15 protein-coding genes are annotated in these 15,814 nt (G+C 63.8%); 9 read left to right on the top strand and 6 right to left on the bottom strand.

Annotated features, from left to right (window positions below; genetic code table 11):
• Nucleotides 1-55: 55 nt before the first annotated feature.
• The 4 genes from AC1DZU_RS01665 to speB all read right to left on the bottom strand — a co-directional run bounded on the left by AC1DZU_RS01665 (nucleotide 56) and on the right by speB (nucleotide 3,310).
• Nucleotides 56-700 carry an amino acid ABC transporter permease gene (locus AC1DZU_RS01665; RefSeq protein ID WP_477281137.1) on the bottom strand — a complete coding sequence of 215 codons (645 nt, stop codon included), beginning with the start codon at nucleotides 698-700 and terminating at the stop codon, nucleotides 56-58.
• Nucleotides 697-1,353, bottom strand: coding sequence for an amino acid ABC transporter permease (locus tag AC1DZU_RS01660; RefSeq protein WP_457150839.1), 657 nt, complete (start codon nucleotides 1,351-1,353; stop codon nucleotides 697-699). Before AC1DZU_RS01660 ends, AC1DZU_RS01665 begins: the two co-directional genes overlap by 4 nt.
• Before the next feature lie 6 nt (nucleotides 1,354-1,359).
• Nucleotides 1,360-2,169 (bottom strand): transporter substrate-binding domain-containing protein, encoded by an 810-nt coding sequence (locus tag AC1DZU_RS01655; protein ID WP_477281135.1) that lies wholly within the window; start codon nucleotides 2,167-2,169, stop codon nucleotides 1,360-1,362.
• A gap of 79 nt (nucleotides 2,170-2,248) precedes the next feature.
• A complete protein-coding gene (gene speB / locus AC1DZU_RS01650) occupies nucleotides 2,249-3,310 on the bottom strand; it encodes an agmatinase (RefSeq protein WP_477281133.1) in 1,062 nt (353 codons plus the stop codon).
• Nucleotides 3,311-3,572: 262 nt separating this feature from the next.
• On the opposite strand from speB, the gene gcvA reads away from it, so the two are divergent.
• The 8 genes from gcvA to AC1DZU_RS01610 all read left to right on the top strand — a co-directional run bounded on the left by gcvA (nucleotide 3,573) and on the right by AC1DZU_RS01610 (nucleotide 12,610).
• Nucleotides 3,573-4,547, top strand: coding sequence for a transcriptional regulator GcvA (gene gcvA, locus AC1DZU_RS01645; protein WP_477281131.1), 975 nt, complete (start codon nucleotides 3,573-3,575; stop codon nucleotides 4,545-4,547).
• A 159-nt stretch (nucleotides 4,548-4,706) separates the two neighbouring features.
• A complete protein-coding gene (gene pncB / locus AC1DZU_RS01640) occupies nucleotides 4,707-6,011 on the top strand; it encodes a nicotinate phosphoribosyltransferase (RefSeq protein ID WP_477281129.1) in 1,305 nt (434 codons plus the stop codon).
• A 179-nt stretch (nucleotides 6,012-6,190) separates the two neighbouring features.
• Complete coding sequence (locus tag AC1DZU_RS01635; RefSeq protein WP_477281127.1) at nucleotides 6,191-7,642, top strand: hypothetical protein; 1,452 nt, start codon at nucleotides 6,191-6,193, stop codon at nucleotides 7,640-7,642.
• A gap of 154 nt (nucleotides 7,643-7,796) precedes the next feature.
• The gene (locus tag AC1DZU_RS01630; protein ID WP_477281125.1) at nucleotides 7,797-9,098 is read left to right on the top strand and encodes an ABC transporter substrate-binding protein; all 1,302 of its coding nucleotides are present in this window, start codon (nucleotides 7,797-7,799) and stop codon (nucleotides 9,096-9,098) included.
• A gap of 218 nt (nucleotides 9,099-9,316) precedes the next feature.
• The gene (locus AC1DZU_RS01625; RefSeq protein WP_477281123.1) at nucleotides 9,317-10,198 is read left to right on the top strand and encodes a branched-chain amino acid ABC transporter permease; all 882 of its coding nucleotides are present in this window, start codon (nucleotides 9,317-9,319) and stop codon (nucleotides 10,196-10,198) included.
• A complete protein-coding gene (locus AC1DZU_RS01620; RefSeq protein ID WP_477281121.1) occupies nucleotides 10,195-11,157 on the top strand; it encodes a branched-chain amino acid ABC transporter permease in 963 nt (320 codons plus the stop codon). The genes AC1DZU_RS01625 and AC1DZU_RS01620 overlap by 4 nt, the downstream gene beginning before the upstream one ends.
• A complete protein-coding gene (locus AC1DZU_RS01615; RefSeq protein WP_477281119.1) occupies nucleotides 11,154-11,879 on the top strand; it encodes an ABC transporter ATP-binding protein in 726 nt (241 codons plus the stop codon). Before AC1DZU_RS01620 ends, AC1DZU_RS01615 begins: the two co-directional genes overlap by 4 nt.
• Nucleotides 11,876-12,610: an ABC transporter ATP-binding protein gene (locus AC1DZU_RS01610; protein ID WP_477281117.1), complete on the top strand. Its 735-nt coding sequence runs from the start codon at nucleotides 11,876-11,878 to the stop codon at nucleotides 12,608-12,610. The genes AC1DZU_RS01615 and AC1DZU_RS01610 overlap by 4 nt, the downstream gene beginning before the upstream one ends.
• Here the strand turns inward: AC1DZU_RS01610 and AC1DZU_RS01605 are convergent, their stop codons facing one another.
• Complete coding sequence (locus AC1DZU_RS01605; protein WP_477282191.1) at nucleotides 12,611-13,993, bottom strand: sodium:proton antiporter; 1,383 nt, start codon at nucleotides 13,991-13,993, stop codon at nucleotides 12,611-12,613.
• A 70-nt stretch (nucleotides 13,994-14,063) separates the two neighbouring features.
• On the bottom strand, nucleotides 14,064-14,678 hold the full coding sequence (gene pncA / locus AC1DZU_RS01600; RefSeq protein WP_477281115.1) for a bifunctional nicotinamidase/pyrazinamidase: 615 nt from the start codon (nucleotides 14,676-14,678) through the stop codon (nucleotides 14,064-14,066).
• A 260-nt stretch (nucleotides 14,679-14,938) separates the two neighbouring features.
• On the opposite strand from pncA, the gene AC1DZU_RS01595 reads away from it, so the two are divergent.
• Complete coding sequence (locus tag AC1DZU_RS01595; RefSeq protein ID WP_477281113.1) at nucleotides 14,939-15,799, top strand: FAD binding domain-containing protein; 861 nt, start codon at nucleotides 14,939-14,941, stop codon at nucleotides 15,797-15,799.
• Nucleotides 15,800-15,814: the final 15 nt, after the last annotated feature.

Genomic DNA, 15,814 nt, shown 5'->3' with positions numbered 1-15,814 from the left:
TGTGCCGGTCCTCCGGCTGGTTCCCTTAATTCCGTTGTCCGCCGCTTTTTGCGGCTCAGTGGACTGCGCGTCGTTCGAGCGTACGTGCGTATTGCGTCAGCGGAAAACACATGACGAAAAAGATCAGCGCCACCAGCCCGTAGACCTTGAAGGGCTCGAAGGTCGCATTGTTGATGGCGTTGGAGGTCCGCACCAGTTCCTCGAAGCCGATGATCGAGGTGAGCGCCGTCGACTTGATGAGCTGCACCAGGAACCCGACGGTCGGCGCGCGGGTGATCGAAAACGCCTGCGGCAGGATGATCAGCCTCAGCTCCTGCAGATAGTGCAGGCCAAGGCTGGCGCCGGCATCCCACTGGCCACGCGGCAGCGCGTCGACGCCGCTGCGCCAGATCTCGGCGAGATAGGCACTGGCGAAGAAGGTGAGGCCGAGCACCGCCGCCGTCCACGGCTCGATGCGCAGCCCGAGCATCGGCAGGCCGAAGAACATCAGGAACAGCTGCATCAACAGCGGCGTCCCCTGGAACAGGGCGATATAGCCGGAGGCAATGCGCCGGCTCCATTTGTTCTTGGCGATCCTGAAGAACAGCACGACCATGCCGACCACGCCGCCGCCAACGAAGGCGGCCAGCGACAAGAGCACCGTCCAGCGGGCGGCGAGCAAAAGGTTGCGCACGATGTCCCAGAAGGTGAATTCGATCATGACACGCCAGCCCCCAGGACGCGGCGTCCGCCTGTGACCAACAGCCGGCGCAAGGCCATCGATAGCACGAGATAAACCAGCGTCACGACAAGGTAGGTCTCGAAGGACCGGAACGTACGTGCCTGCAGCATGTCGGCCTCGTAGGTAAGCTCGCGTACCGCGATCTGCGACACCACGGCGGACTCCAGCATCATGATGACGATCTGGCTGGTCAGCGCCGGATAGATCACCTTGAGCGCCTGCGGCAGCACGATCTTGATGAAGACCTGGCGTGGCCTCAAGCCCAGCGCAAGGGCTGCTTCGGTCTGCCCAGGCGGCACGGCGTCAAGTCCGGCGCCGACGATCTCGATCGTATAGGCCGCCATGTTGAGCGTCATCGCCAGGATGGCGGCTAATACCGGATCAAGCCTGATACCGAGGCTGGGCAGCCCGAAGAAGATGAAGAACAGCTGCACCAGGAACGGCGTGTTGCGCATCACCTCGACATAGGCGGCGATGGCGCGCTTGAGCAGCACGGGGCCGTTTCGCCGTCCCGCAGCACCCAGGATGCTGAGGAACGTCCCCGCCAGCGTGGTCACGGCGATCAACAGGATCGTCGTGACCGCTCCGCGCGCGATGTCACCCGCAGCCCCTGGAAGCCAGGCAAAGGCCACCGGATCTCAATCCTTGAGGTTGTCGGGGTTGAGCGGCGTCTTCAGCCAGGCCTGCGAGCTTGCGTCCAGCTTGCCGTCCGCCAGCATCTTGGCGATGGCGTCGTTGACCGCCTTCTTCAAGCTGTCTTCGTTCTTGTTGAGACCGATATGCGAAGGCGAGGTCAGAAGCTGGAACTTCTGCTCCGGCTTCAGCACGTCCTGTTTGGCCAGCACCTGCGCGCCGACATCGTTGCCGACGACCATCAACTGCGTCTGGCCGGAGATGAAGGCCTGGATCACCGAATTGTAGTTGTCGAAACGCTTGATGTCGGCCGATGCGGGTGCTGCTTCGGTTAGCGAGGTGTCTTCGAGCGTGCCGCGGTTGACGGCGATCGACTTGTCGGCAAGATCTTCCTTGCCTTTGACCGTCAGCGCCGCCGGACCGATCACGGCGATGTAGTAGGGCGCGTAGGCAGCGGCGAAGTCGATCACCTGCTCGCGTTCCTTCGAATAGCCGACGCTCATCAAGAGGTCGACGCGATGGTCGTTCAGGTAGGGGATGCGGTTCTGGCCGGTGACGGCGACCGGATTGAGCTTCACCTTGAGTGTGTCGGCAATGTATTGCGCGACATCCATGTCATAGCCCTTGAGGCTCATGTCGGCGCTGGCCGAGGAGAAGGGCGGAAAATCGGCAAAGACGCCGACATTGATGGTGCCGGCCTTGGTGATGTCCGCCAGCGCGTCGGCATTGGCAACCTGTGTGGCGAAGCCGAGGCCAGCGGTTCCCAGCATCAGAACGGCGGCGATGGATGATTTGAGTGTGATGCGGATCGTCATTTTTATTCCCCTCTGGAAGCTGTTTGTTTGGGTCGGCCGCCGGCTCCAGCGCGGCGGCCGCCTTTGCTTGTCTAAAACGTCAGGCTCCCTTGCCTGTGATCGCCGGGCTGAACACCATCAGGCTCAGGATTTCGAACAGAACCTGGGCGCCGGCGTGCGCCGTGTTGGTGGTCGCGTCGTATTGCGGTGCCACTTCGACGACGTCGCCGCCGACGATGTTGAGGCCCTTCAGGCCGCGCAGCAGTTCGAGCACTTCGCGCGTCGTCAGCCCGCCGATCTCAGGCGTGCCGGTGCCGGGCGCGAAGGCGGGATCGACGCTGTCGATGTCGAAGGAGATGTAGGTCGGCCCGTCGCCAACGATCTTGCGCGCCTTCTCAATGATGGCGGGAATGCCGAGACCGGTCACCTCCTCGGCATGCACGACGGTCATGCCGGACTCGTAGGTGAACTCCCACAGGTATTCGGCCGAGCCGCGAATGCCGATCTGGATCGTGCGCGTCGGATCGAGCACGCCGTCGAGCACCGCATTGCGGAACGGTCCGCCGTGATGGAACTTGGTCATGTCGAACAGGCCACTGGTGTCGCAATGGGCGTCGATGTGGATCAGACCGACCGGGGCTTTCTTGCCAACGGCCTTCAGGATCGGATGGCTGATCGAATGGTCGCCACCGACCGACAGCGGGATGACGCCGGCATCGACGATCTGGTTGGTGCGGCGCTCGATATCCTCATGGCTAATCTCAAGGCGATAGCGGCTGCGGAACGGCGTGTCGCCGATGTCGGCGACCCGAAGTTCGTGCGTCGGCGCGCATTCCAGCACGTGATTGTAGGGGCCGATGCGTTCGATGGCGCGCAACGCCCTTGGCCCGAAGCGCGAGCCCGGCCGATTGGTGACGCCGAGGTCCATCGGCACGCCGATGATCGCCACCTGCAGGTCGCCGAAATCCGGATTGTCGGCCGCTATTTCGCGGTAGGGCGCGGCGAGGAAGGTCGGAATGCCGGAATAGGGCGCCAGCCGGGTGCCGGACTTGGAAAAGATCTTGTCGGCGACGCGTCGGAACTTCGGGTCGAACATCTCGCCGCCATGGCTCTCGCCATATTTGCGACGCAACGCGTCGAGCTTGCCGCGATCGTAACCCATGTCCGCTCCTCCTGCCTGATGCAGGGCGGCCGCCGGTGACCTTGGCGAAGCGACCGTCATCCGGCCGGGTCGTTGTCCCGCTGGCTGCCTGCAGATTTCACGTCTTGATGCTGTTCCGGGCCAAAGTGTCTGGCAGCCGCATTGAAAAATCAATTGATATTGTTAAGGTGTTGGCTGTGAGAAAATCTCACAATTAACTCTGAGCCCAATCTCATCCGAAAACCGGTCTCCATTTTTCGGGATCGTGCTTCAATGGATGCCCATGGCCAAGCGCCTGCCACCGCTGAATCCGCTTCGCGCCTTCGAGGCAACGGCCCGCCATGGCTCGCTGACCAAGGCGGCGAGTGAGCTGAATGTCACGCATGGCGCCATCAGCCACCAGATCAAGGCGCTCGAGCAGTCGCTCAGCGTCAAGCTTTTCGAGCGCGCCGGCCAGCGGGTCAAACTGACGCCGCACGGCGCCGAACTGCTGCCGGCGGTCTCGAGCGCCTTCGACGGCATCGCCGCCGCCACGCAGCGCATGACAAGGCCGGCGAGCAGCGGCACGCTCTCCGTCTCCTGCGTACCGGCATTGCTCTTGCTGTGGATGACACCGCGGCTCGGCAGTTTCATGGCGCAATATCCCGACATTAGGCTGACGCTGATCCCTTCCAACGACGCCAAGGATATCCGCGCGCCGCAGATCGATGTCTGCGTGCATTACGGCGACGGAAGCTGGACCGATTGCTGGATGCGCAAATGGTCGGGGCTCGAATTGTTTCCCGTGGTCAGCCCGACATTGATCAACAACCGTCCGATCCGCAGCGTCAGGGATCTCGCTGACCATGTCTTCCTGCATGGCGACGACGGCCGCGAATGGCACACATGGTTGGCGGCCGCCGATGCGCTGGACCTGGAGCGTGGCCGCCGTCATCATCTGGGCGACGCACGCATGGCGGTTGAAGCCGCGGTTCACGGCCATGGCGTGGCGCTGGGCGATTCGGTGACGGCGAGTTCCCTGCTGGCCAGGGGCATGCTGGTGGCGCCGTTCAGCCTGTCGGTGCCGGCGGTCGACGATTTCTACGTCGTCTGCCGCAACGAGATGAAGTCGACGCCGATCGTGCAGCTTTTCATCGACTGGCTGTTTGCCGAGAAGGCGCAGGATGACGGCCGTGCCGATGCGCCGGTGGCGGGCCGCGTCGTCACCCGCCGCAAGCGTCCGGCGCTCAGGGTCATCGGCGGCAGAACCGGGAGCTGACACCAACCTGCCGTTGGCGGCGCCGGCCGATCGTGTTCGCCGCATGCAGGGTTTTCTTTTTGTCGGGCCAGCCCTGAAACCGGGCAGCGTTTTGGCCAATTCGATGCTATGAGGCCTGTCGCGGTTGTGGGTAGCAGGCAGCGAAGGCGGTGTTGAAACATGGCTAGGACCGATATTGCGCGGCGTGTCTACAACCACACCTGGAAGCTCGACCCGATCGTGCGCAGCCTGCTCGATACGGACTTTTACAAGCTTTTGATGCTGCAGATGATCTGGGGCATGTACCCCAAGGTCGACACGACTTTCTCGCTGATCAACCGCACCACCTCCGTGCGGCTGGCCGACGAGATCGACGAGGGCGAACTGCGCGAACAGCTCGACCATGCCCGCACCTTGCGCTTCAGCAAGAAGGAGATGATCTGGCTCGGCGGCAACAATTTCTACGGCCGCAAGCAGATCTTCGAGCCGGAATTCCTCGCCTGGCTGGAGAATTTCAGGCTGCCGGAATACGAATTGTCGAAGCGCGACGGCCAGTATGAGCTCACCTTCAGCGGGCCGTGGATGTATACCACGTTGTGGGAGATCCCGGCGCTCGCCATCATCAATGAGCTCCGTTCCCGCGCGGCCATGCGGGCGTACGGCCCCTTCGCGCTCGATGTGCTCTATGCCCGCGCCAAGGCCAAGATGTGGGCCAAGACCGAACGGCTGAAGGCGCTTCCCGGCATCCGCATTTCGGATTTCGGCACACGCCGACGCCATTCCTTCCTGTGGCAGCGCTGGTGTGTCGAGGCGTTGAAGGAAGGCATCGGCGAAGCTTTCACCGGCACCTCCAACGTGCTTTTGGCCATGGACAACGACCTCGAAGCGCTCGGCACCAACGCGCACGAACTGCCGATGGTGTTCGCCGCACTCGCCAATTCGGAAAAAGAGCTGAAACAGTCGCCCTACAAGGTGCTGCAGGACTGGCAGCGCTATTATGGCGGCAATCTGCTGATCGTGCTGCCCGATGCCTTCGGCACGGCGTCGTTCCTGCGCGACGCGCCGGACTGGGTGGCCGACTGGACCGGCTTCCGCCCCGACAGCGCTCCGCCGATCGAGGGCGGCGAGAAAATCCTGTCCTGGTGGCGCGCCAGGGGCAAGGATCCCCGGCAGAAACTGCTGATCTTCTCCGATGGGCTCGAGGTCGAAACGATCGAGGAGACCTACCGCCACTTCAGGGGCAAGGTGCGCATGTCGTTCGGCTGGGGCACCAACCTCACCAATGATTTCGAGGGCTGCGCGCCGACCGAAACCAACAGCCTGGACGCCATATCGCTGGTCTGCAAGGTCACCGAGGCCAATGGAAGGCCGGCGGTCAAGCTCTCCGACAATCCGGCCAAGGCGACCGGCGACGAGAAAGAGATCGAGCGTTATTTGCGCATCTTCGGTCAGAAGGACCGCGTGGAGCAACTGGTCAAGGTGTGAGGGGTGATGGGTTGAATGACATGACCGCCCGGTCGCATTCCCTCCCACCCCCCTCTGTCCTGCCGGACATCTCCCCCGCAAGGGGGGAGATCGGCCGCCACCTCTGGTTTCGCCAATTTTCAACATTGCAAGAAAGGTGGCCGGCAGATGAACTGCTGATCTCCCCCCTAGCGGGGGAGATGTCCGGCAGGACAGAGGGGGGTGCGAAGGATCGCGGCAGTGGAGTGTATTCCTGCTCGACGATTGCCTTTGTCGGAGCCCTGATCTTCGTCCTCCCTACCGCCGCCTTCGCCCACGCTTCCGACCGTGGCCATGTCCTGCTCTTGCCGACCGGCTACTATCTGGCCGGCGGGGCTTTCGCCGTGGCCGTCAGTTTCCTCGTGCTGGCGCTGCTGCCGGGGGATTGGCTCGATCGTTTCTGGCGCCGGCGCCTGCCGCTGTTCAGCTTCGGCGAAAACGCCCGTACCGCAGTCAGCCTGATCTCCTTTGCCGGCTTTGCAATCCTCATCGCCGCCGGCCTTTTTGGCAGCCGCGACCCGCTTTCAAACCCTTTGCCGCTGGTGATCTGGACCCTGCTATGGGCTGGCGTCACGCTGCTGCAAGGTGTCCTCGGCGATCTCTGGTCATGGCTCAACCCATGGTATGGGCCGTGGCGCCTTGCCTCACGTCTGCTCGGCGCGGGAGATGAAGGGAGCTGGCGACTTCCCCGACGGCTCGGCTGCTGGCCGGCGGTCCTGTTGTTTTTCGCCTTTGCCTGGTTCGAACTCATCGATCCGGCGCCCGACGATCCGGCGCGGCTGGCGTATGCTGCCGGCCTCTACTGGCTGCTCACCTTCCTTGCCATGCTGGCGTTCGGTTATCGAAACTGGAGCCGCAGTGGCGAATTCCTGTCGGTCTTCTTCTCGATGGTGGCGCGTTTCGCGATCGTCGAGCGCAACGAAACCGGCCGGCTTGGCCTGTGCTGGCCGGGTGCCAAGCTGTTCCCCGCCGAGCCGTTGCCGGCCAGCGGCATTGCCTTTCTGCTTCTTGCCCTGTCGTCGGTGTCCTTCGACGGCCTGTCGAAAACCTTCTTCTGGCTCAGCCTGTTCGGCATCAATCCGCTCGAATTTCCCGGCCGCACGGCGGTGATCGGCAGCGGCAGCCTTGGGCTCGTTCTGACGTTCACGTTGCTTGCAGGCGTGTTTATGCTTGCCGTATGGCTCGGCCAGCGTCTTGCCGGCAGCGATCGCCCAATCGGCCAGGCAGCGGGACTGCTGGTGTGGTCGATCGTACCGATCGCGCTTGCCTATCATTCCGCGCATTACCTGACGTCGCTGCTCGTCGACGGCCAGTATGCGCTTGCGGCACTGTCCGACCCGTTCGCGCTGGGCTGGAACCTGTTCGGCACCGCCGACATGCAGATCGAGGCGGGCATCGTTGCCGGTGCGGATTCCGCCTGGTGGCTGTGGAATGTCCAGGCCGGCGTCATCATATCAGGCCATGTGCTCGCCGTCCTCGTCGCCCACAGCCTCGCCTGGCGCCTGCACCCGCAGCCCTCCCGCGCAGCCCTCAGCCAGTTCCCGCTCACCGTGCTGATGATCGCCTATACGGTCTTCGGCCTCTGGCTGCTTGCCACGCCGACGGTTGGCTGAGCCGTTTGCGCTGGAAAATAAACCGGGCTTCCCCCACGGAACCGGCATTGCCGTGTCCGGACTTTGGTGATTTAGTTTGTACACATGCAATTTTTCGACTTCCGGAAATGAGCGGACTTTGCGCTCCTAAACGCTGAACAAGGGGAACGGCATCATGGACAAGAGCAAGACCTTCGACCTCTCGAAAACCGGTCTCACCCGCCGCACGGCGCTGAAGGGGCTGGCCGCCACCGCCGGTCTGATCACCGCGCCAGGCTTCGTCCGCTATTCTCAGGCACAGAGCTCGGCGCCGATCAAGATCGGGTTCCAGTCGCACCGCACCGGCATCGGCGCCGCCTATGGCCGCTGGTACGAGAAGACCACCGCTGCCGCCATCAAGGCGATCAACGTGGCCGGCGGCATCAACGGCCGTCAGGTCGAGGTGATCATCGAGGATGACGGCACCGATCCAGGCCGCGGCGCCGAAGTGGTCGGCAAGTTCGCCACCCAACACAAGACCGACATCGTCTTCGGCACATTGTTCTCGCATGTCGTCATTGGCTCGGCGCCCGCCGCCGGCGAGGCCAAGATCCCCTACTTCGTCGTCAGCGAAGGCCATCATGTCGCTTCGACCAAGCTCAACCGCTATGTCTTCCAGCCCGGCATCACCGACGTGAAAAGCCAGATCCAGTCGATGGCGCCGTGGATCGCGGCCAATGCCGGCAAGAAGGTGACGCAGATCTTCCCGGATTTCGCCTTCGGCTACGACCATCGCGACTACCTGCCGCCGGCGCTGAAGGCGCAAGGCGCCGACGTCATCGCGCAGATCGCCATCCCGCCGACGGAATCGTCCTTCACCAAATACTTCCCGCAGATCCCGGCCGAGACCGAGGTGATCTACCACGTCATGGTCGGTCCGGCCGTGCTCACCTTCGTCAAGGAGCTCGGCGAGTTCTACGGCTCCAACCGGCCGCAATTGTTCGGCTTCATGGATTCACTGGAGGCCACCGACATCAACAGCCCCGGTCTCGAATTTTTGGACGGCAGCCATTTCTGGGAGGGTTCGCCGCGCTATACGCAGGCCGATGACAGCGCCGCGCAAAAAGCCTATCGCGCCGCCGTCGGCATCGACGACAATGGCGCCGCCGTCGGCGATCCCAAGGACGTCTCCACCGCGTCGCATATGTTCGGCTGCTGGGAAACGCTCTATGTCGTCAAGAAGGCGATGGAAGACGCCGGCTACAAGGGGCCGGAAGAACGCGCCAAGCTGGTCGAGGCGACCGAGGCGCTGACCGCCTTCGCCGAAGGACCCGAGCATCCGCAAGGGCCAAAAACCTTCAACGGCAAGATCCACCAGTGCTTTGGTATCCAGAACATCTCCAAGGTCGAAGGCGGCAAGCTGAAGGTCGTCCACAAGACCAAGATCGAGGACGGGCTTTACGAGGCCGAGGGGGATTACACGACGCAGGCGCTGTAGTCTTAGCTGCTCCAGCAAGCGTGAGCGCCAAGCAACCCCCCTCTGTCCTGCCGGACATCTCCCCCTCAAGGGGGGAGATTGGCAGTTCGTACGAAGGCGGCCACTCACTGGCTTTGGCGATTGGCGAAAGCAATCATGACAGCCACTCTCCCCCCTTGAGGGGGAGATGGCCGGCAGGCCAGAGGGGGGTGCACTTCGCGCCTGCCGGAGTGTAACCGATGCACTTCGGTCCCCACCTCCTCCTCGCCGCCCTCGAAGGCCTCGTCACCTCCGCCGTGCTGGCGCTGACGGCGCTTGGGCTGTCGCTGGTGTTCGGCGTCATGCGCGTCGTCAACGTCGCCCATGGCGAATTCTTCATGCTCGGCGCGGTGCTCGCCTGGGCGATCACCACGGCGATCGGCGGTCACCCCGCGCTCGGCTTCCTGGCGGCGCTGGTGATCGCGCCGCTGATCGTCGGCGCCATCGCGCTGGTCGCCGAGCGACTGGTGCTGCGCCGGCTCAACTACAATCCGGAAGCCACCATCGTCGCTACCATCGGCATGCTCTACATCATCCAGCAGCTGGCGCTGACCTTCTATGGCCCGGAGGCGCGGCCGGTGGAGCCGCCGTTCAGCTATCGCATCCTTTTGCCGTGGTTCGGCTATTCCGGCTACAAACTGTCTGTTATCGCCGCCTCCGCGCTTCTGCTGGTGGCGACGTGGCTGGTGCTGACGCGCACGAAGATCGGCCTGATCATGCGCGCCACGCAGTATGACAGCGAGACGGCGCAAGCCTTCGGCATCCCGGTCGGCCGCGTCTATGGCGGCGTGTTCGCGCTCGGCGCCATGCTGGCGGCCATCGCCGCGGTGCTGATCGTGCCAATCAGCCAGGCGCATTACCTGATGGGCCAGGATCCGCTGCTGCTGTCCTTCATCGTCGTCATCATCGGCGGTCTCGGCTCGCTGCGCGGCACGGTCGTCGCCGCCGTGCTGATCGGCCTGTCGGACGGCATCATCTCGATGTTCTTCTCGCCGACCTTGGCCAAGATCATCGCCACGCTGCTGGTCGCCATGGTGCTGGTGTTCCGGCCGCAAGGCCTGTTCGGGACGGCGTCGCGATGAGCGAAGCTTCGCCGGCAAAGGCCTACGGCCTGCATCTCGGCGTGATCGCGCTGTTGTTCGTGCTGAGCTTCCTTTTGCCGGAGTACTATCACGGCCTGCTCGCCCGCATCATGGTGCTGGCGGTCTTTGCCATGGGCTACAACATGCTGTTCGGCTATGTCGGCCTGCTCAGCCTCGGCCACGCCATGTTCTTTTCCGCAGGGCTCTACGGTGCCGGCCTTGCCGTCATCCAGCTCGGCTGGAGCGTCCCGGCGGCATTCGCCGCGGGCCTCGGCTGCGGCGTCATTCTTTCCCTGGTGATCGGGCTGCTGGCGCTGCGCACGTCAGGCGTCGCCTTCATGATCGTCACCATGATGTTCGCGCAGGTGTTCTACCTCATCATCCTCTACTTCTCGTCATGGACCGGCGGCGACCAGGGCATGGTCGTGCCGCAGCCGGCGCGTGTGCTTGCCTTCGGCGCGACATCGCTCGATCTCACCAACCCGACCGTGCGCTACATGAGCGCGCTTGGGTTGTTCTCGCTGGTGCTGCTGATCACGCTTGCCCTTGTCCGCTCCAGATATGGCCGCGTGCTGGTCGCCATCCGCGAGAACGAGGAGCGGACGAAGATGCTGGGTTACGACACCTTCTCCAACAAGCTCGCCGCTGTCGTCATCTCCGGCATCATCTGCGCTGCCTCGGGTGCTGCCTATGCGCTGCTGTTCGGCTATGTCGGCTCGAGCTTCGCTTCGGTGCAGTATTCGATCCTGCCGCTGCTGTGGGTGTTGCTGGGTGGCGCCGCCACGACGCTTGGGCCGCTGATCGGCACGTTGTTCATGTACTATGTCATCGACACCACCAGCGGCTATACCTCCGCCTACCTGCTGATCGTCGGCATCGCGCTCATCCTGCTGGTGCTGTTTTTCCCCAAGGGCATTCTCGGCAGCATGCGGCAGCGCTGGCTCGGGTGGCTGCCGTGACGCCGCTTTTGACCACCAAGGGCCTGTCGCGCAACTTCGGTGGCCTGCGCGCCGTCGACAGTGTCGATTTCACCTTGATGCCCGGCGAGATCCGCGCCGTCATCGGCCCGAACGGGGCGGGGAAGACCACCTTCGTCAGCCTGGTCAGCGGCCGCATCCAGCCGTCGTCGGGCATGATCGTCTTCGATGGCGCCGACATCACCGGCCTGCCTGCCTATGTCCGCGTCCGCCAGGGCATCGCCTACACGTTCCAGATCACCAGCGTCTTCGCCAACCTCACCGCCTACGACAATGTCGCATTGCCGGTGCAGCGCACGCTGAGCGATGGCCGATCGAAGGGCGCAGTGCGTGCCGGCGTCATGGCGGCGCTCGAACGCACTGGCCTGGCCGACCGCGCCCATATGCCGGCCGGACAATTGTCCTATGGCCACCAGCGCCTGCTGGAAGTGGCGATGGGCCTGGCGCTGAAGCCGCGCCTGCTGATCCTCGACGAGCCGACGCAAGGCCTGGCCGACGGCGAGATCGACAATTTCATCACCCTGGTGCGCGAGATTGCCGCGAGTGCCACCGTGCTCCTGATCGAACACAACATGCCCGTCGTGATGCAATTGGCCGACCGCATCACCGTCTTCAACGCCGGCAAGATCCTCGCCGAAGGCACGCCCGAGGCGATCCGCGAGAACGCGGCTGTTCAAGAAGCCTATCTGGGGACAGCCCCATGACCGAAACGACCAAGGCGCGGACAAAGACCGAGGCGCTGGTGGTCTCGGGGCTGGACTGCTTCTATGGCGAGGTCCAAGTGCTTTACGGCCTCGATCTCGTGCTGAACAAGGGCGAGGTGCTCTGCCTGTTCGGCCGCAACGGCGCCGGCAAGACGACGACGCTGAAGGCCATCATGGGACTGGTCCCCTCACGAGCCGGCTCGATAAACCTCGGTGGCCAGGAATTGACCGGTCTGCCGGCGCATGAGGTGCCGAAGGCCGGCGTCGCCTATGTGCCGCAGGGAAGGCGGCTGTTCGCCGAAATGACGGTCGCTGAAAACATCGAGATCGGGCTGATGGCGCGCGGCAAGGGGAAGGCGACGCGCGAAGCCGTGCTCGACCTCTTCCCGCTGCTGCGCCAGCGGCTGCGGCAACGCTCGGGCACCTTGTCCGGCGGTGAGCAACAGATGCTGGCCATGGCGCGCGCGCTTTGCCTCGAGCCGCAGGTGCTGCTGCTCGACGAGCCGACCGAAGGGCTGATGCCGTCGATGATCGCCAAGATCCGCGAGACGGTGTCGACGCTGCGCGACATGGGGGTGTCCACGATCCTGGTCGAACAGCGCGTCGATGCGGTGCTGTCCGTTGCCGACCGTGTTTGCTTCATCGAAAACGGCCGCAACCGCGAGACGGTCGATGTCGAGGCGTTGCGCGCCGACCCGTCGGCGGTGCGTCGCTATGTGGGCGTGGGCTGATCAGCCGAAGAACAAAACGCCGGCAATCAGGAATGTCGGGATCAGCACCAGCCCGGACCACAGCATGTAGCCGAAGAAGCCCGGCATCTTCACGCCGCGATGCCTGGCGATGGCATAGACCATGAAATTGGGGGCATTGCCGATATAGGTGTTGGCGCCCATGAACACCGCACCCGTCGAAATCGCCGCCAGGGTGGAGGCAAACTCGGTCATCAGGTGATGAGGGTCGCCGCCGGCGAGTTCGAAGAACACCAGATAAGTCGGCGCATTGTCGAGGAAGGACGAGAGCGCGCCGGTCAGCCAGAAATAGGCGAGATCGTTGGGCTGGCCGGAGGGCGAACTGACAAGTGCTACCAGCGGCGCCAGTGCCCCCTCATGGCTTGCCCTGAGGATGGCGATGACCGGCACGATGCAGATGAAGATGCCGGCAAACAATTTCGCCACCTCCGATATCGGCCCCCAGTTGAAGCCGTTCGCTTCGCGGTGGCTCTTGTACGAGAGGGGAAGCGACAGCAGGGCCAGTGCCAGGTTGATGGCGTCGCGCACCAGATTCTGCAGCTCGAGGCTCACGCCCAACACGGAAAAGCTCACTCCCGGCTTCCAGGCCGCCGACAGCAGGATCGCGCCGATCACACCAGCCAGCAGCGGAAGGTTGGCCAGGCCGCGCAGGCGCACCTTCGTATCCGGTGTCGGATCACTAGTCTTCGGTGCTCCGTTTTCGCGCCGGTGCAGGATGATGTCGATGCCCAGGAAGACGGCCAGCACGACGCCGCCGACGAACAGTGTCTCGCGCCAGAGATTGGCGGCGGTCCAGAAAAAGTCGACGCCGCGCAGGAAACCGACGAACAACGGCGGGTCGCCGAGCGGTGTCAGCGAGCCGCCGATGTTGGCAACCAGGAAGATGAAAAAGATGACGACATGGGCGTTGAACGGCCTGGCGTCATTGGCGCGCAGGATCGGCCGGATCAGGACCATGGAGGCGCCGGTCGTGCCGATCACCGAGGCCAGGATCGCGCCAGCCAGCAGCAGCCCGGCATTGACCAGCGGCGTCCCGTGGATGTTGCCGGCAAGCAGGATGCCGCCCGAAATTGTGTAGAGCGCGAACAGCAGGATGATGAAGGACATGTATTCCGCAAGCAGCGCATGCAGCACCGCCTCGGTCGCACTGGGAATGCCGAAGGCCAATGCCAGCGGCACGATCACCAGCGCCGCCCACAGCGCGGTGATCTTGCCATAGTGATGCTCCCATATGTGATGGAAGAGCAAAGGCCCGGTGGCGATCGACAAAAGCAGGCCGGCAAAGGGCAGCGCCCACCACAGCGACATCGCGGCGCCGGGCAGCGCGTGTTCCTCCGCTGCCAAGGCCTGGCCTGGAAACAGCATTGCGACAGCGATCACGGCGCCCGCTCCTGTCGCAATCCGCAAAAAGCCCCTCTTGCGCCCCACGTTCAGTTCAATCCAAGACGTGGTCTTCGAGCGTCACGCCGGCGTCGCGCATGCGGTGCAGCATTGTCTCGAGCGAACCGTTGAGATCGATGCCACGACAGGCATCGAGCCGCACGGTGGTTTTGAAACCTTGGCTGACGGCGTCCAGCGCCGAAAAGGCAACGCAGAAATCGGTTGCCAAGCCGACCAGGGTCAGCGTGTCGATGCCGCGTTCCCTGAGATAGCCGGCAATGCCGGTCGGCGTCGTCCGGTCGTTCTCGAAGAAGGCCGAGTAGCTGTCGATTGCGGGCCGAAACCCCTTGCGAATGACGAGCTCCGCCTTGGTCCAAGCGAGGCCGGAGTGGAAATCCGAGCCCAGGCTGCCCTGGATGCAATGGTCCGGCCACAAAGTCTGCTGGCCGTAGGGCATGTCGATCATCGTGAAGGGCTGCGAGCCCGGACGGCTGGAGGCAAAACTCGAATGGCCGGCGGGATGCCAGTCCTGCGTCAGCACGACATGATCGGCGTGCCGGATCAGGTCATTGACCAGCGGCACGATCTCGTCGCCACCGGCAACCGCCAGCGCGCCGCCCGGACAAAAATCGTTCTGCAGGTCGATGACAACAAGCGCTTCGTCGGCCATGGGGCCTCCTCTTTGTCTCGGGCTCCGGTGAAAAATACCGCTGTTGCGACCGGAGGCAGAAACTCGACCAGATGGTCGGCGGCGTCAACCTCTGGCCGCATAACAAATGCGTGCCGGCGCGAGCGGCCGCAAACTCCGGCTTTGACAAATCCTGCCGTCTTGATATCATTTGCATACGAATGAATTTCGCCCAGCGCCGATGCTGGCAGGGTCTTTCGAAATACCGGTTTCTGGAAGGCCTCTTTTCTGGAAGGCAAAGCGTGATCCGTTACGCGAAACCCACCTGTGTCGACGAAGCGCTCACTTTGCTTGGCGAGGACGCCTGGCGCATCCTTGCGGGCGGCACCGATCTCTATCCGGCGCAAGGCAGCAAGCCCTTCCGCGAGAATGTACTCGACATCAATGGCCTGGCGGCGCTGCGCGGCATTGCCGAGACGGATGACCACTTCGTCATCGGTGCGCGCACGACCTGGACCGACATCGTCCGCCACCCCTTGCCGCCGGCCTTCGATGCGCTGAAACAGGCGGCGCGTGAGGTCGGCTCGGCGCAGATCCAGAACGTCGCCTCGGTCGCCGGCAATCTCTGCAACGCCTCGCCTGCCGCCGACGGCGTGCCGGCGCTGCTCGTCCTCGATGCCGACGTCGAATTGCGCTCTCTGGCGGCGACGCGGTATCTGCCGCTGCAGGACTTCATTCTCGGCAATCGTCGCACTGCGTTGCTGGCCGGCGAGATGGTCACGGCCATCCGCGTGCCGAAGCCTGCTGCCGGCACGTCGGCTTTCGTCAAGGTCGGCGCGCGGCGCTATCTCGTCATTTCCATCGCCATGGTGGCGGCGCGTCTGGTAGTGGAAAACGGCATTGTCGGGGAAGCCGCGGTTGCCGCCGGCTCCTGCTCGGTGGTGGCCAAGCGCCTCGCCGGCGTCGAAGCCGCCTTGCGCGGCCTGACTGCCGGCCAGGCGCTCGCCGATGCGGTCCTGGCCGCGCCGATGTCTGAGCTGTCGCCGATCGCCGACGTTCGCGGCAGCGCCGAATACCGGCTCGATGCGGTGCGCGAGATCGTTGCCCGCGCCGTGCTCCAGGCCTGCGGGCTGATGAATGACCCCGAGGTGGTGGCAGCATGAGCCAGGTCTCGCCTG

This window comes from Mesorhizobium sp. P2_A12 (assembly GCF_056405075.1).
Note: the sequence above shows the minus strand (reverse complement) of the source record. Positions and strands in the feature narration are given on the sequence as shown.

Excerpts from the sequence above, each read along its gene's own strand:
- AC1DZU_RS01665 (WP_477281137.1), bottom strand. The coding sequence starts at position 700 with ATGATCGAATTCACCTTCTGGGACATCGTGCGCAACCTTTTGCTCGCC.
- AC1DZU_RS01655 (WP_477281135.1), bottom strand. The coding sequence starts at position 2,169 with ATGACGATCCGCATCACACTCAAATCATCCATCGCCGCCGTTCTGATG.
- speB (WP_477281133.1), bottom strand. The coding sequence starts at position 3,310 with ATGGGTTACGATCGCGGCAAGCTCGACGCGTTGCGTCGCAAATATGGC.
- gcvA (WP_477281131.1), top strand. The coding sequence starts at position 3,573 with ATGGCCAAGCGCCTGCCACCGCTGAATCCGCTTCGCGCCTTCGAGGCA.
- pncB (WP_477281129.1), top strand. The coding sequence starts at position 4,707 with ATGGCTAGGACCGATATTGCGCGGCGTGTCTACAACCACACCTGGAAG.
- AC1DZU_RS01635 (WP_477281127.1), top strand. The coding sequence starts at position 6,191 with ATGTCCGGCAGGACAGAGGGGGGTGCGAAGGATCGCGGCAGTGGAGTG.
- AC1DZU_RS01630 (WP_477281125.1), top strand. The coding sequence starts at position 7,797 with ATGGACAAGAGCAAGACCTTCGACCTCTCGAAAACCGGTCTCACCCGC.
- AC1DZU_RS01625 (WP_477281123.1), top strand. The coding sequence starts at position 9,317 with ATGCACTTCGGTCCCCACCTCCTCCTCGCCGCCCTCGAAGGCCTCGTC.
- AC1DZU_RS01620 (WP_477281121.1), top strand. The coding sequence starts at position 10,195 with ATGAGCGAAGCTTCGCCGGCAAAGGCCTACGGCCTGCATCTCGGCGTG.
- AC1DZU_RS01610 (WP_477281117.1), top strand. The coding sequence starts at position 11,876 with ATGACCGAAACGACCAAGGCGCGGACAAAGACCGAGGCGCTGGTGGTC.
- AC1DZU_RS01605 (WP_477282191.1), bottom strand. The coding sequence starts at position 13,993 with ATGCTGTTTCCAGGCCAGGCCTTGGCAGCGGAGGAACACGCGCTGCCC.
- pncA (WP_477281115.1), bottom strand. The coding sequence starts at position 14,678 with ATGGCCGACGAAGCGCTTGTTGTCATCGACCTGCAGAACGATTTTTGT.